The 14551-nt window shown below is 71.5% G+C and carries 14 protein-coding genes; 2 read left to right on the top strand and 12 right to left on the bottom strand.

Going from position 1 to position 14551, the window contains the following annotated elements:
* Nucleotides 1-14: 14 nt before the first annotated feature.
* From rpmF to JNB50_RS17400, 8 genes are all read right to left on the bottom strand, one after another.
* Nucleotides 15-218, bottom strand: coding sequence for a 50S ribosomal protein L32 (rpmF, locus tag JNB50_RS17435; RefSeq protein WP_055919953.1), 204 nt, complete (start codon nt 216-218; stop codon nt 15-17).
* A 2-nt stretch (nt 219-220) separates the two neighbouring features.
* Nucleotides 221-727: a DUF177 domain-containing protein gene (locus JNB50_RS17430; protein WP_374222270.1), complete on the bottom strand. Its 507-nt coding sequence runs from the start codon at nt 725-727 to the stop codon at nt 221-223.
* A 77-nt stretch (nt 728-804) separates the two neighbouring features.
* Nucleotides 805-3066, bottom strand: coding sequence for a DUF3488 and transglutaminase-like domain-containing protein (locus JNB50_RS17425; RefSeq protein ID WP_208041436.1), 2262 nt, complete (start codon nt 3064-3066; stop codon nt 805-807).
* Entirely contained in the window at nt 3059-4399 is a 1341-nt protein-coding gene (locus JNB50_RS17420; protein ID WP_208041435.1) for a DUF58 domain-containing protein, read from the bottom strand. Before JNB50_RS17420 ends, JNB50_RS17425 begins: the two co-directional genes overlap by 8 nt.
* Before the next feature lie 2 nt (nt 4400-4401).
* A complete protein-coding gene (locus JNB50_RS17415; RefSeq protein WP_243768614.1) occupies nt 4402-5511 on the bottom strand; it encodes a MoxR family ATPase in 1110 nt (369 codons plus the stop codon).
* A gap of 13 nt (nt 5512-5524) precedes the next feature.
* Nucleotides 5525-6007 carry a pantetheine-phosphate adenylyltransferase gene (gene coaD / locus JNB50_RS17410; protein WP_208041434.1) on the bottom strand — a complete coding sequence of 161 codons (483 nt, stop codon included), beginning with the start codon at nt 6005-6007 and terminating at the stop codon, nt 5525-5527.
* A gap of 117 nt (nt 6008-6124) precedes the next feature.
* Nucleotides 6125-8338 carry an ATP-dependent DNA helicase RecG gene (locus tag JNB50_RS17405; protein WP_208041433.1) on the bottom strand — a complete coding sequence of 738 codons (2214 nt, stop codon included), beginning with the start codon at nt 8336-8338 and terminating at the stop codon, nt 6125-6127.
* The gene (locus JNB50_RS17400) at nt 8335-9132 is read right to left on the bottom strand and encodes a hypothetical protein (protein WP_208041432.1); all 798 of its coding nucleotides are present in this window, start codon (nt 9130-9132) and stop codon (nt 8335-8337) included. Before JNB50_RS17400 ends, JNB50_RS17405 begins: the two co-directional genes overlap by 4 nt.
* 87 nt (nt 9133-9219) lie before the next feature.
* On the opposite strand from JNB50_RS17400, the gene rsmD reads away from it, so the two are divergent.
* Nucleotides 9220-9825, top strand: coding sequence for a 16S rRNA (guanine(966)-N(2))-methyltransferase RsmD (rsmD, locus tag JNB50_RS17395; protein WP_208041431.1), 606 nt, complete (start codon nt 9220-9222; stop codon nt 9823-9825).
* 154 nt (nt 9826-9979) lie between these two features.
* On the opposite strand, the gene thiL is transcribed toward rsmD, so the two are convergent.
* Nucleotides 9980-10975: a thiamine-phosphate kinase gene (gene thiL, locus JNB50_RS17390; protein WP_208041430.1), complete on the bottom strand. Its 996-nt coding sequence runs from the start codon at nt 10973-10975 to the stop codon at nt 9980-9982.
* A gap of 26 nt (nt 10976-11001) precedes the next feature.
* On the opposite strand from thiL, the gene JNB50_RS17385 reads away from it, so the two are divergent.
* A complete protein-coding gene (locus JNB50_RS17385; protein ID WP_208041429.1) occupies nt 11002-11577 on the top strand; it encodes a DUF3515 family protein in 576 nt (191 codons plus the stop codon).
* Nucleotides 11578-11605: 28 nt separating this feature from the next.
* Here the strand turns inward: JNB50_RS17385 and JNB50_RS17380 are convergent, their stop codons facing one another.
* The 3 genes from JNB50_RS17380 to JNB50_RS17370 are packed head-to-tail and all read right to left on the bottom strand — an operon-like array spanning nt 11606 to nt 14535.
* On the bottom strand, nt 11606-12703 hold the full coding sequence (locus tag JNB50_RS17380) for a D-alanine--D-alanine ligase family protein (protein WP_208041428.1): 1098 nt from the start codon (nt 12701-12703) through the stop codon (nt 11606-11608).
* Nucleotides 12600-13757: an NAD(P)H-dependent glycerol-3-phosphate dehydrogenase gene (locus JNB50_RS17375; RefSeq protein ID WP_208041427.1), complete on the bottom strand. Its 1158-nt coding sequence runs from the start codon at nt 13755-13757 to the stop codon at nt 12600-12602. The genes JNB50_RS17380 and JNB50_RS17375 overlap by 104 nt, the downstream gene beginning before the upstream one ends.
* Nucleotides 13750-14535, bottom strand: coding sequence for a 1-acyl-sn-glycerol-3-phosphate acyltransferase (locus tag JNB50_RS17370; protein ID WP_208041426.1), 786 nt, complete (start codon nt 14533-14535; stop codon nt 13750-13752). The genes JNB50_RS17375 and JNB50_RS17370 overlap by 8 nt, the downstream gene beginning before the upstream one ends.
* Nucleotides 14536-14551: the final 16 nt, after the last annotated feature.

Genomic DNA, 14551 nt, shown 5'->3' with positions numbered 1-14551 from the left:
CCTGGGAACGCTGATCAGACGTCGGCGACCTTGCGGCCCTTGTACTCCATGAACAGCGCGGTGCCCGCGGAGTCCTCGACCACCTTGGCGCGGTGCGGGAGGCTGTAGACGACCTTGCCGTTCTCGATCGACTTGACGAGCGTGGGGACCTCGGCCTTCCACTGCGAACGACGGGCGTGGGTGTTGGCGCGAGACTGCTTCCGCTTCGGAACGGCCATGACTATCTCTCTTCTCCAGCCCCGGCGGCCGGGGCGTTGTTGCTGGTGGACTCGGTGTCGGAAGCCTGGAACGCCGCGAGCGCGGACCAGCGAGGATCGACGGTCTCGTTCGGCTTGCGGTCCGGTACATCCGCCAGCCTCTCCCCGGTCTCTGGATCGAGACCCGGGCAGTCCGGCCGGCACACCGGCTGAAACGGCAGTGACAGCACCACCGCATCCCTGATCAGAGGTTCAAGATCCACGTGGTCGTCGTGAACCTCATAATCGAAAGCTTCCGTAGAAGGATACGCGAAAAGTTCCTGGAAATCGACTTCGACAGGCTGCTCGATGTCGATCAGGCATCGCCCGCAGACACCGACGGCGGTCGTCTCGGCCTCCGCCGTGACCAGGATCCCCTCGTGCATCGACTCGAGCCGGAGGTCGACGTCGATGGTCGCGCCCTCCGGAACCGCCAGCAGGCCCTCGCCCAGTTTCTCGGCGACGGGGATGGCGAGGCGCTGCTCCCGCATCTCGCCGGGGCGCCGCATGAGGTCGTACACGTTCACGCTGTACGGACTGTTTCTGAAGGTGCTCACGGTCGGCTATTTTACGCGGCTCCCCCGACGCTCGCAGGCGAACGCCAGCCCGCTGGCAGCAACGACACAGGAATCAGCGCTGCTTTCAGGCGGAGGCCGGGACCCGCCTGGGCCTCCAGCGCGTCGATCACCACGCGGAGATCGTCGGCGAGACCCACCGCGACGGCGCGCGTCGGCGGCCCGAACGCGTCGCGCTCGCGCACGTCGAGCAGCCGCATCACGGCCTCCTCCCCTGGCGTCCCCGCCACCGCGGCGGCGATCCGTCGCGCGAAGACGCGCGGGGTCTCGGTGTCGGGCGCGGACCAGCCCAGGTCGCGCGCGGTGTCGCGCAGCTCGTCCCACACGATCGCCGCGCCGCCCCACGACTCGCTCAGCCGCCTCAATCGCGCCCGTCTGCGCATCCGGCGCAGCACGGCGGGAGTGAGCAGCACCGCGACGACCAGCAGCGCGACACCGGCGCCGGACAGCACAGGCTGCAGCGGCGACGGCGGGGTGGTGTTCGCCGCCCCCGCGACGTTCGCCGGGTCGGTCGGCACCAGGCGATGCGGAGCGGAGGTCGCACCGGGCGCCGTCGTCGGCGCGATCTGGTTCGGCAGGGCCTCCGGTCGCGTGTAGCTCGGGATGGTCCCGCGCCCGACCGTCGGCTCGAACGGCACCCAGCCGACGCCGGCGAAGTAGAGCTCCGGCCAGGCGTGCAGATCGTCGCTGGTCACGGTGTAGACCCCCGGGCTGTTGGCCGTCCCCCCGGTCGACGTGCCGGGCAGGTAGCCCTCGGCGACCCGGGCCGGGATCCCGAGGCTGCGTGCCATGAGGGCCATCGCGGAGGCGAAGTGGACGCAGTAGCCGCTCTTGACCTCCAGGAACTTGGCGATCACCCTGGCCCCGTCGCCGTCGTAGCCCTGCTTGAGCGGGGTCTGCGTCGAGTACACGAACCCGTTGTCGCGGAAGTAGTCCTGCAGCGCGACGGCCTTGTCGTACTCCGAGACGGACCCTTCCGTCGCCGTCTGGGCCGTCTGGGCGATGATCGCCGGGGTGTTCGGCGGGAGGAACAGGTCGCGCTCGACATCGGTCGGGACGAAGCCCCCCGCCGCCTTGAGCTGATCGGCGGTGGGTGCGAGCAGCAGGCTGGTGGCGGTGTACTTCTGGCTCTGCGTCGTGACGTTGATGCCGCCGACCGTGAGGTCGTCAGGATCCCACGACCACGTGCCGCTCAGGCCTTTGACCGATTGGACGGGAGCCGGCACCGGGAGCCACCTGCTGGTCATGTCGTCGATTTCGACGCTCGTGGAGATCTTGGTGGTCTTGACGCTGTCCGAGAGCCCGGCGACCGGGCCGATGGCGACGCCGTCGGAGAGCCGTTTGGTGTCCCGCTCGCGGTGCTTCCAGACCGAACCGGTGAACTGATCGAGGGAGGCGAGCTTGAGGTACTGACCGGTCGGCGCCGTCGTCGTGTAGGTGAGCGCCCGTACCGCCGCGGGACGCCGCAGGTCTTTGCCGAGGTCGATCAGCGGGGTCACCGTGCCGCCGATGGAGATCCCGCCGGCCGTGAAGGAGGTCGCACCGCCCTTGTCGAACCCGGGCGCGGTGCCGGCCAACAGCATCGCGACGAGGACGGAGGCCGCGCCGATGGACAGCGACGCGCCCGGCCGCCCGGCCCCCGGCCTCCTCGTCCGCACGTCGGAGCGCAGCAGCCACAGGAACGCCGCGGCCGAGGCGGCGAGGGCCGTCGGGTCGAGCCCGGAGCCGAGCAGCGCCCCCGGCACGACCAGCACGGCGACGACGCCGATGGCGGTGTAGGCAGGAACGCGGAAGGCGATGGCGAGGGCATCGAGGACGATCGCGATGATGCAGGCGCCGCCGACCACCAGGAACAGGAACTCCGGCAGGCTCTCCGCCGGCGTGCCCTGCTGGTAGATGGAGAGCATCGCCTGTTGCAGGTAGTCGCCCCAGCGCTGCACGGTCCCCGCCGTCGGGATCAGCCCGAGCACGCCCGTCCCGTTGCCGAAGCCCACCGTCATGACCATCGCGGAGAGCAGCAGGAGCAGCAGCGGGACGACCCGGCGGTGGACGCCGACGGCCCGCAGGCACGCGCCGGCGACGAGGAGGAACGAGCTCGTCAGCATGAGCGCGAACCACCAGGTCGGGCCCTGGATGAGACCGACGAGGGCGATGCTCAGCGCCAGCACCTGCAGCACCAGCGCGCCGGTGAGGCGCCAGTACGCCTGCCGGCGCCGGACGCCCGCCAGGCCGACGGAGACCGCCTCACTAACCATGGCCGACCGCCGCCCGCTGACGCTCGAGCGCCCGCTGCCACACGTCGGCGGGATCGTCGCCCTCTGCGAAGCCCACGCAGAGCCACCCCGCGTCGACCAACACGTCCTCGGTCTCAGGCGAAGCCCCGTCGGCGAGGAACGCGACGGCGGGATCGCCCATGCCGCGGAGGGCGGCGAGCGAACCGAGTTCCGGTGTCCCGTCGAGCAGCACGGCGAAGATCGGGACGGCCCGGCCGGCGCGACGCAGGCCGGCCGCGAGCTCGGCGACAGCGTCGTCGCGGAGGTCCGGCCCCGCCTCGACGGCGGCCAGGTCGGCGAGCAGCAGACGGTCGGCGGTTCCGCGGTCGTACGTCGGCGTCATCGACCCGAGCGTTCCCGTTCGCCCGGCGCCGCTGCGGCCGGAGAGCTGGCGCGGCGCCGTCTCCACGACGCTCAGCACGAAACCCTCGTCGAGGAGGTGCACGCCCACGGACGCGACCAGCTCGACGAGCGTCTCGAAGAGTTCGTCGCCCTGCTCTGACGGCACGTGCTGCCCAGGAGCGCGGGTCACGAGGCGCGTGTCCATGAGCAGCCAGGCCTCCGGATTGCTGCGCTGCTCCTCCTGCCGCACCATCAGCTTGTCGTGGCGCGCCGTCGCCCGCCAGTGCACACGACGCAACGGATCGCCGGGGCGGTACTCACGCGCGATCAACTCGTCGGCGCTGGGGATGCTGTGCCGCTGGAGCTCGTGCTCCGCGCCTTCGCTGTGGGCGACGTCCAGTTCCCCGCTCGACAGCGGCACGACCCGGGGCGTCACGAGGAACTGCCGGGGCTGCCCCACCGCGTATTCCGCGTACGCGACGCCGAACGGATCCGTTCGGCTCACGATCAGAGGACCGACGGGGTGCGAACCGCGGCGCAGTGCGACGACGTCCTGACGCAGGACGACGGTGTCGCGGCCGTGCGTGACGTTCACCTGATGCGCGCCGAGTCGCGGGAACGGCGCGGACGCCTGCACCTCCACCCCGGTCGGGGCGAACTCCCGCCAGCGCGCGGGCGGGCTCGGCCGGGCGGACTGGTTGCGCGCCGTCGTGACGATGGTGGACTGCTCCCCCACGGCGACGACGTCCGGGTGGAAGCTGCGGGCGACCGTGAGCCGCGGCCGGTCGATCGTCACCGAGATCATCGCCGCGAGCGGCAGCACGGTGAGGAAGACGCCGACGAACAGCACGTCCGTCCGCCCGAAGAACGCCGAGGCGGCGAGGGCGACGACCCCGACGGCGCCGAAGGCCCAGCCGCGCGCGGTGGGGCGCGGCTTCCGCACGGGCGACGACGCCCCGGCGCGCCCCCGCACGACTACTCTCCGCCTGTGGCGGCCGCGCCGGTGCGGGCCGCGCCCGCGCGCACCGAGCCCGACCCCGCCCCGATCGCGCCGGAGCCGACCGGAACCGGAGTGGCCGCGACGATCCGGCGGACGATGTCCGCGATCACCGGTGCGCTCTCGTGGTGATGGCCGAGCGCGCGGCTCGTCGGGAGCAGCCGGTGGCCGAGCACCGGCACCGCCAGCGCGTCGATGTCGTCCGGCAGTACGAAATCGCGACCGTCGAGGGCGGCCATCGCCTTGGCCGCACGCACGAGCTGCAGGGTCGCCCGCGGGCTGGCGCCGAGCCGAAGGTCGCGGTCCTCCCTCGTCGCCCTGACCAGGTCGACCGCGTACTGCTTGACGGGGGCGGAGGCGTAGACCGCGCGGGCCGTCGTCATCATCGAGCGCAGCTCGTCCGAGGTCACCACCGGCCCGATGCGCGAGAGCGGGCTGGAGGTGTCGCGCGTCGTCAGCATCGCCAGCTCGGAGCCCTCGTCCGGGTAGCCCATCGCGATTCGGGCCATGAAGCGGTCGCGCTGCGCCTCCGGGAGCGCGTAAGTGCCCTCCATCTCGACCGGGTTCTGGGTCGCGACCACGATGAAGGGCGCGGCGAGCGGATACGTCGAGCCGTCGACCGTGACCTGGCGCTCCTCCATGCACTCCAGGAGGGCGGACTGCGTCTTCGGACTGGCACGGTTGATCTCGTCGCCGATGACGATGTTCGCGAACACAGCGCCCGGCTTGAACTCGAAGCGCCGCTCCGCCTGGTTGTACACCGAGACGCCGGTGACGTCGCTCGGCAGCAGGTCCGGCGTGAACTGGATGCGGCTGACCGAGCAGTCCACCGACTTGGCCAACGACTTGGCCAGCATCGTCTTGCCGACCCCCGGAACGTCCTCGATCAGGAGGTGCCCTTCGGCGAGCAGCACGACGAGGGCCGTCTGCACGGCGTCGTGCTTGCCGTCGATGACGGACTCCACGTTGGCGGTGATCTGCTCCGCGGCGCGTCTCAGCTCGTCCAGGTCCATCCCCGGCGCCGGCAGGCCCGCCTCCGCCGGGGCCACCGAGGATTCCGTGGGCTGACGCGTCGCGTAACTGTTCATCTCTCCACCCGGGTCATGTGGTTGACAGCAGCTCTGAGACGGCGGGCGGAACGTAGGGGCTCACGTCCCCGCCGAGGGAGGCGACCTGGCGCACAAGGGAGCTCGAGACATGCGCGTTGGCCGGGTCGGGCAGCAGGAAGACCGTCTCCACGTCGGCGAGGTGACGGTTCACGATCGCCATCGGCGTCTCGTACGCGACGTCGACCTGCGAGCGGATGCCCTTGACGAGCACGTCGGCGCCGACGTCGGTGCAGTAGTCCACGAGGAGGCCGACCGACCACGAGGCCACGATGATCCGGCCGCCGATCCCCGCGTCCTCGATCGACCGCTCGATGAGCGCCACGCGCTGGGCGATGGGCAGCAGCGCCGACTTGTCCGGGTTGTGGACGACCAGCACGTGCACCTCGTCCCAGAGTCGCGCGGCCCGCTCGATGACATCGAGGTGCCCGAGAGTGACCGGGTCGAACGATCCAGGGACTACGGCGATCCTGTTCATAGACGACCAGACTATCCCGCGATACCCGGCATTTCGTTGTGAATCCGTTATCTTCGCGACGCAGCGTGTTGCGTGGGCCTGCGGATCGACGCGAGCTGCTCCATCAGGCGAACGGGCTCAGGATTTGCCGAGGAACGCACGCTCCGACTCGTCCAGCCGGCGCGCGAGAGCCGCCGCGAGTGCGGGATGCGCGGCGAGGCCGCCGTCGTCGAGCGTCTCGGCCGCAGCGACCCGCGCCTCGGAGATCAGTTCGCCGTCCGAGACGACCCGCAGGAGCTTCAGCGAAGAGCGGCCTCCGGACTGCCTGCTGCCCAGAACATCGCCTTCGCGTCGCAGCTCCAGGTCGACGTTGGCCAGCTCGAACCCGTCGAGCGTTGCGGCGACCGCATCGACCCGCTGCCGCGCCAGCGACCCCTCCTCGGCGTGCGTCACCAGGAGGCAGAGGCCCGGTATGCCGCCGCGGCCGACACGTCCGCGCAGCTGGTGCAGCTGGGAGACGCCGAACCGGTCAGCGTCCAGCACGATCATCGCCGAAGCGTTCGGAACGTTCACGCCCACCTCGATCACGGTCGTGGCGATGAGCAGGTCGATGTCGCCCGCCGCGAACGCACGCATGACCGCGTCCTTCTCGTCGGAGGCCAACCGACCGTGCAGCACACCGACGCGCGTCTGCGCGAACAGGGGGTCGGCGCGGACCTGCGCGACCACCGACTCCACGTTCGCGGTCGGGTGCGGAGGGCCCGACTCACCGTCGGCCGCGTCGTCGGGGGCCTCCTCGCCGTCGTCCTCCGCCTCCTTGGCGCTGATCGCCGGGCAGACCACGAACACCTGCCTGCCCCCGGCGATCTCCTCGGATGCGCGCTCCCAGATCCGGCGCTCCCAGCCCGGCCGGTCGGCGAGCGGCACGACGAAGCTCTCGATCCCCTGCCGTCCCGCCGGCAGCTGGGCGATCGTCGAGACCTCCAGGTCGCCGAAGACCGTCATCGCGACCGTGCGCGGGATGGGCGTCGCCGTGAGTACCAGCACGTGCGGAGGCGTTCCGCCCTTGGCACGCAACGCCTCGCGCTGCTCGACGCCGAACCGGTGCTGCTCGTCGACGACGACGAGCCCGAGGTCGTAAAAGTTCACCGCGTCGCCGAGCAACGCGTGGGTCCCGACCACGATCCGGGACTGCCCGCTCACCGTGCGCAGCAGTGCCCGCTTGCGCTCGGCGGTCGACAGCTGCCCGGTGACGAGCGTGGGCATCAGCTCGGCGGACAGATCGGGGCCGAGCATCTCGGCGATGGAACGCAGGTGCTGCGCTGCCAGCACCTCCGTCGGTGCCAGGAGGGCGGACTGCCCGCCGCTGTCGGCGACCGCGAGCATCGCGCGCAGAGCGACCAGCGTCTTGCCGGAGCCGACCTCGCCCTGCACCAGCCGGTGCATCGGCTCGGCCGCGCCGAGATCCCGCGCGATCTCGCGGCCGACGAACGCCTGGTCGTCGGTCAGGGTGAACGGCAGTACGGCATCGAAGCGCTCGAGCAGGCCGCCTGCCGCGGCCGCTCGCGGGGTCGCGGCGACCGTGCGGGCCTCCGCGCGCTGCTGCAGCAGGGCCGCCTGCAGTACGAACGCCTCCTGGAAACGCAATGCGTCGCGCGCACGTTGCCACTGGGCGTTCTTCTGCGGCCGGTGGATGCCCTCGAGCGCGTCGCGGAAGCCCAACAGTCCCCGCTCGGCGACGACGGACGCCGGCACCGGGTCCGGGCACGGCCCGAGCGCGTCGAGCGCCAGCGCGACGGCTTTCTGCACCTGCCAGCTCGCCACCGTGCCGGTCGCCGGATAGATCGGGATGGGCGTCTGCGCCCACTCCTTCGCCGCCGCGCTCCCCGGGGCGACCGCGTTCTCGGCGTCCGACTCGAACAGCTCGTAGTCAGGGTGAGCCAGTTGGAGCGCTCCGCGGTACGCCGACACCTTGCCCGCGAAGATCCCGCGCACGCCGGGGACCAGCTCCCGCGACCGCCACGCCTGGTTGAAGAAGGTGAGGGTGAGGATCCCCTCGCCGTCGGAGATCTTGACCTCGAGGATGGAGCCCCGGCGCGCGCGCATCGGCCTCTCCTGCACGCGCAGAACCTCGGCGATGATCGTGACGTTCTCGTCGAGCGGGAGGTTGGCCAGCGCCGTCAGCTCGCCACGCGTCGCGTAGCGGCGGGGGTAGTGCGCGAGGAGATCGGCGACCGTGCGCATCCCGAACGCCTTCTCGAAGGCCGAAGCGGTGCGCCCGCCGAGCACGCCGGTGAGCCGTGACTCGAGCGAGACGACGCCGTCTGCGGCGGGGGCGGTGCTGGAGGTCATGGTTCGATCGTAGGGGCGGCCTCCGTCGCCGGGTCCCGTGCGGTATCGCGCGCCGCTTCGCGCGCGTGCTCCTCGACTTCGGCCAGGGCGCTCAGCTCCGCCTCCACGTCGCGCTCACCCGGACGCTCTGCTGCCAGCCGGCGCTGGATGGCGAGCGCCTCCTGCCACCGCCCCGCCTCGCGCAGCGCGCGGGCGAGCGACCACTGCGCCGCGAACTGCTGGTCGAGCGTCCCGTAACGATCTGCGGCCTCCAGCGCCGCCTCGAACTCGCCGACGGCGCCGTGCACGTCGCCCGCGTCGAACAGAGCCCAGCCGCGGTTGTTGTGCAGCGCGACGCCCCAGCGCAGCGTGCGGTGGTCGGTCACGGACTGGAGCTCGGCGAGACCCTCCTCCGTCCACTGCTCCGAGCGGAGGGGGTCGGCGATCGCCAGCATGTGCGCGGAATCGGCCGCGAGGAAGGGGTCGCCGTCGCGGCGCGCGGCGATCAGCGCCTCCTCGAACAGGGGGACGGCGTCCTCGGCGCGCCCCTCGGTGTTCCGCAGCCGGCCGCGCTCCAGGAGGATGCGCACGGCGAGTGTCCCGATGGCCGGTTCGAGCGAGTCGAGCAGCGCGTCCGCCTCGGCGAAGCGGCCCTGGAGGCCGAACGCGCGGGCGCGCTGGGTCTCCAACTCGGCCCGCACCAGTTCGGGGCGGTCGGGTTCGGCAGCGGCGATCGCGAAGCGTTCGGCGGAGGCGATCGGGTCGTCGTACCGCCACAGGGCGTCGAGTTCCGCCTGCGTGAGGCGTTCGTCCATCCTCCTATTCTGCTGACGGCGAGGCGGTGACGCTAGGGCGGGTCGGCCGCAGGCCCGCGACGCAGGATGCCCTAGGCTCGGAGGGCTATGACCCGAATCGTCTCCGGTTTCGCCGGTTCGCTCGCACTGCGGGTACCCAAGAGCGGCACCCGGCCGACCAGCGATCGCGTCCGAGAGGCCGTGTTCTCGGGCCTGGAGGCGCGCGACGCCCTCCGCGGCGCCCACGTCCTCGACCTCTTCGCCGGCTCCGGCGCGCTCGGGTTGGAGGCGGCCAGCCGCGGTGCCTCGAACATCGTCCTCGTCGAGAAGTCGCCTGCGGCCGCCGCGATCTGCCGACGCAACGCCGAGGCGGTCGTGCGCGCGGCGCCGAAGGAGGCGCGCCCCGTGGTCGACGTGCGCGCGACGTCGGTGCTGCCCTATCTGGCGAACGCGCCTGCTGCGCGCTTCGACCTGGTCTTCGTCGACCCGCCCTACGACCTCCCGGACGGCGAGCTGCTCGCCGTGCTGACCGGCCTCGTGCCGCTGCTGACCGAGGATGCGGTGGTGTGCGTCGAGCGCAGCACCCGCGACGGCGCGCCGACGCTGCCCGTGGGGCTCGTGCTCGACCGCACGCGCGCCTACGGCGAAACGGCGGTGCACTATCTGTCGGCAACGGAGGACTTCCGGCCCGACACGCCGCCGAACCGCAGCTAACGGAGGACATCCCCACGGATTCGGACCGCACCTCCTCCGTTGCCCGCGCCCGGCCGCGTCGCCAACGGAGGACATCGGCACCGAAACCGGCCCGAACTCCTCCGTTAGCTGCCGCCACGCGGTCTGCCGGGGTCGAACTCCTCCGTTGTCGACCTCAGCCGGCGGCGCCGTCCCACTCGAGATAGGGGTCCCAGCCGCCGCGCTCGTCGAAGGCGCGGCCCCCGACCAGGAGGCCGGAGCCGTCGCGCACGATGCCGACCGGCCGGAAGCCGCCGGGCAGCGCCGTGCCCGCGGGGAAGCAGGCGAGGAGGCCGTGGTCCTCTCCCCCGGTCAGCGCTGTCAGCGGGTCGTCGCCGAGGGTGGAGGGGTCGAGGTCGATGGCGACGCCGCTCGCCTCGGCGACGCGCCGCGCGTCCAGCGCGAGGCCGTCGCTCAGGTCGAGCATCGCCGTGGCGCCCGCGTCGGCCGCGAGCGGGCCGTCTGCGATCGGGGGCCGCGGTCGCAGCTGCGCGTCGATCAGCTCCGGATGCGCGGCCAGCACGCGGGTGAAGGCGTCGGCGTCGGGCGTGCCGTCGGAGTCGACGGCCTCCGCGAACAGGAGCCGGAGGCCCGCGGCGGCCGAGCCCAGCCGACCAGAGACGGCCACGACGTCTCCCGCCCGTGCGCCGCTGCGCAGAACGGGAGCACGACCCTGCAGGTCGCCGAACGCCGTCACGGCGATGGTCAGCGTGTCGGAGACCGACAGATCGCCGCCCACGACCCCGCACCCCGGCGCGAGTTCCGCGCACGCGGCACGGAGGCCGTCGGCGAACGCCTCCAGCGCGGTCACCGGGAGCGACGGCGGCGCGGCGATCGCGACGACCAGCGCGGTCGGTACAGCGCCCATCGAGGCCACGTCGGACAGGTTGGTCGCGGCTGCCTTCCAGCCGAGGTCCTCGGCCGACGACCAGGCCAGCCGGAAGTCCGGGCCGTGCACCATCATGTCGGTCGTGACGACATAACGGCCGTCCGGCGCCGCGAGCACGGCGGCGTCGTCGCCCGGCCCGACGAGGGTCGCCGACGACTCGGGAAGCCGCGGGAAGATGCGCTTCAGCGCCTCCCGCTCCGACACCGCCTGGACCGTGTCGGCCGGGCTCCCAGAATCCATCATGACTCCCAACGGTAGCCTGAATCCTGATGTCCGCACGCCGCCCCCTCCACCGCTCCGTCGGCCGCTCGCTCGGCCGCTCTCGCCGCCAGGTCGTCCTCGCCGTCACGATCGCCGCCACGGCCCTCGCGCTGACCGGCTGCGCACCGACGGTCTCCCTCGATCCGGGGGCCGATGCGAACGATCCCGGCTGCGCCGAGATCTCGGTGCGGCTGCCCGACTCGGTCGCCGACAAGGACCGCAGGCAGACCGACGCGCAGGCCACCGGCGCGTGGGGCGACCCCGCCGCCGTGCTGCTGCGCTGCGGCGTGCCGCCGCTCGGCCCCACGACGAAACCGTGCATCAATGTGAACGGCATCGACTGGGTGCTGATGTCCGACCCGGCCGCCAAGCAGGTGGTCTACCAGACGTTCGGCCGCACACCGGCGACGGAGGTCGTCATCGACCACGTCTCCGGCGCGTCGGACGCGTCGGTGCTGCCGGAGTTCGCCTCGGCCATCGGGAGCGTCAAGCAGACCGAGAAGTGTCTGTCGACGCTCGACACCTCGCTCACTCCCCCGACGGCCACGCCCACCGAGACTCCCTCGCCCACGCCGTCGCGCTGAGCACCCGCGGCGAGCTCGGGCGCGGCGACTACGCCGCCGCGCGCGCCAGGGCGACCTGGATGAGCTCGTCGATCAGGTCGGGGTACGACAGCCCCGACTCCTGCCAGCAGCGCGGGAACATCGAGATCGGCGTGAACCCCGGCATGGTGTTGATCTCGTTGACGACGAAACCGTCGGGCGTGAGGAAGAAGTCGACACGGGCGAGCCCCTCCCCGCCGATGGCGTCGAACGCGCGCACGCCGAGGATTTGCATTTCGGCGAGCTCGGCGTCGGTCAGCGCGGCCGGGCAGACCAGCTCGATTCCGGGGGCGTCGAGGTACTTCGCCGCGAAGTCGTAGAAGTCCCGGCCGGTGATGACGATCTCGCCGGCGACGGAGGCACGGGTCGGCTCGCCGGGGCGGCCGCCGAGGACGGCGATCTCCACCTCACGACCGACCACGGACGACTCGATCAGCACCCGGTCGTCTTCGGCCAGCGCCACGTCGATCGCGGCGGGGAGGTCGTCCCACGACGACACCTTGGACACGCCCACGCTCGATCCGGCTCTGGCGGGCTTCACGAACGCCGGCAGGCCGAGTGCCTCGGCGGCGGCGCGCACGGCACCGGGCTCCGTGCGCCACTGGTATGCGGTGACCGTCTCCCAGGGCGCGACGGGGATGCCCGCCTGCTGGAGGACGGTCTTGGTGAAGTGCTTGTCCATCCCGAGCGCACTCGCGAGCACGCCGCTGCCGACGTACGGCAGGCCGACGAGCTCGAGCATGCCCTGCACCGTGCCGTCCTCGCCCCACGGGCCGTGGAGGATCGGGAACACGACGTCGATGGCGCCGAGCGACGACCGCGCGCCGTCGGCGGCGACGACTGCCAGCTCGCGGGAGGCCGCCGAGTCGGGCCACACGATGCGCGTGCCGTTGTCCTCGACCTCCGGGAGCGCCTCCGCGTTCAGCGCGAAACGGGCCGCGTCGTCCGGCTGGAGCGTGAACGCACCCTCGTGCGTGATGCCGACGGGGATGACGTCGTACCGGTCACGATCGATCGCCGCCAGCACTCCCGCCGCCGTCGCGCAGCTGATCGAATGCTCGCTTGAGCGACCTCCAAACAGAAGTGCGACTGCGACCTTGTCCGTCATCCGTTGTCCTTTCTCCCTGCGGTTCGTCATCGTCGGTGGTGAGGTGCGGCGCGATGTCCTTCGGGTCCAGCGTGCCGGCGAGCACCTGGCTCACCTGCCGGACGATCGGCATCTCCACGCCGCGCTCCTCGGCGAGCCGGAGGATCGGCGCCACCGACGCGAGCCCCTCCGCAGTCTGGTTCATCTGCTTCACCACGTCGTTGAAGCTGTAGCCCTGGCCGAGCAGACGCCCTGCCGTGTTGTTGCGGCTGAGCGGCGACTCGCAGGTCGCGATCAGGTCGCCGAGACCGGCCAGTCCCGAGAGGGTCGGAGCCTCCGCTCCGTAGGCGACCGCGAAATCGGTCATCTCGACCAGGCCGCGGGTGATGATCGACGCTTTGGTGTTCTCGCCGTAGCCGACGCCGTCCACGATCCCGATGGCGACCGCGATCAGGTTCTTCAGCACGCCGCCGAACTCCGTGCCGATCACGTCGGTGTTCACGAAGCTGCGGAAGTACCGGTTGGTCGCGGCCATCGCCACCGTCTGCGCCGTCTCCAGGCTGACGGACGACACGACGGACGCCGTCGGCTGCTCGCGGGCGATCTCCAAGGCCAGGTTGGGTCCGGAGACGACGGCGATGCGCTCCTCCTCGACGGGCAGACCCTGCGCGAGCACCTCGCTCATCCGCAGCCCTGTGCCCTTCTCGACGCCCTTCATGAGGCTGACGACGATCGTCGACGGGCCGAGGTGCGGTGCGATCGCGTCGAGGTTCGAGCGCAGCGTCTGGCTGGGGATCGAGACGAAGACCTGCTCCGCACCGCGCATCGCCTCACCGAGGTGGGAGGTCGCGCGAAGGTCGCGCGGGAGGTTGACACCCTCCAGATAGTCGCTGTTGCGCTTGACCTCGTTGATCTCGCGCGCCAGCTCCGGGCGTCGTGCCCAGAGCACGACCTCGTTGCCGCCGTCGGCGAGGATCTTGGCGAAGGTCGTCCCCCAGCTCCCGGCGCCGAGTACGGCGATCCGGCGCGGAGGCGTGGTCGATCGTCTGGCCGCCTGGGCCTTCCTGTCAGCCATCGAAGCGGCCGGTCTCCTTCTGATTGTGGGCCGACGGGTCCCAGCGGGTCTCCGGGGCCTTCTCGCCGCGCAGATCCGCCAACAGCGCGGTGATCGCGTTCATGATGACGTCGGTCGCCTCGGTCAGCGTCGCCTGGTCGAGGCTGCGCCCGCGGAACGCGGACAGGTCGACCGGATCGCCGACCTTCACCAGGATGGTCTTGCGCGGGAAGAAGCTGATCTTCTTGGCGTAGCGGGCCATGACCTGCTGCGTGCCCCAGTGCGCCATCGGGATGACGGGGAGGTCGTGCTCCAGCGCCATCCGGGCGGCGCCGGTCTTGCCGCGCATCGGCCACATGTCCGGGTCGCGGGTCAGGGACCCTTCCGGGTAGATGATGACGACCTTGCCGTCGTCGATGATCTTCTGGGCCTCGTCGAGCGGGGCGGCCCCCCGGCCCGAACCGCCGCGGGCGACGGGCACCTGGCCGGACTTGCGCAGGAACCAGCCGACCACCGGCACGCGGAACAGGCTCTCCTTGGCCAGAAAGCGCGGCAGCCTGCCGAGCTTCCAGACCACCATGCCCATCATCACCGGGTCGATCTCGCTGTAGTGGTTCGGCGAGATGATGTAGGCGCCGTGCCTCGGCAGCTTGTCGCCGTCGGTGATCCTGAATCGGGCGAGCAGGCTGGCGAGCGGGATGATCAGAGCGGCGAGGACCCAGAAGATCGACGGCCTGCTCTTCTCGGAGCGTTCGCGCTTGTGCGGTTCTGGATTCACGGGTTCTTCGGGATGGGGCACCGTCCCATTATCGCGG

It is taken from the genome of Leifsonia sp. TF02-11, from assembly GCF_017565305.1.
In the GTDB taxonomy this organism is placed as follows: Bacteria; Actinomycetota; Actinomycetes; order Actinomycetales; family Microbacteriaceae; genus Leifsonia.
Note: the sequence above shows the minus strand (reverse complement) of the source record. Positions and strands in the feature narration are given on the sequence as shown.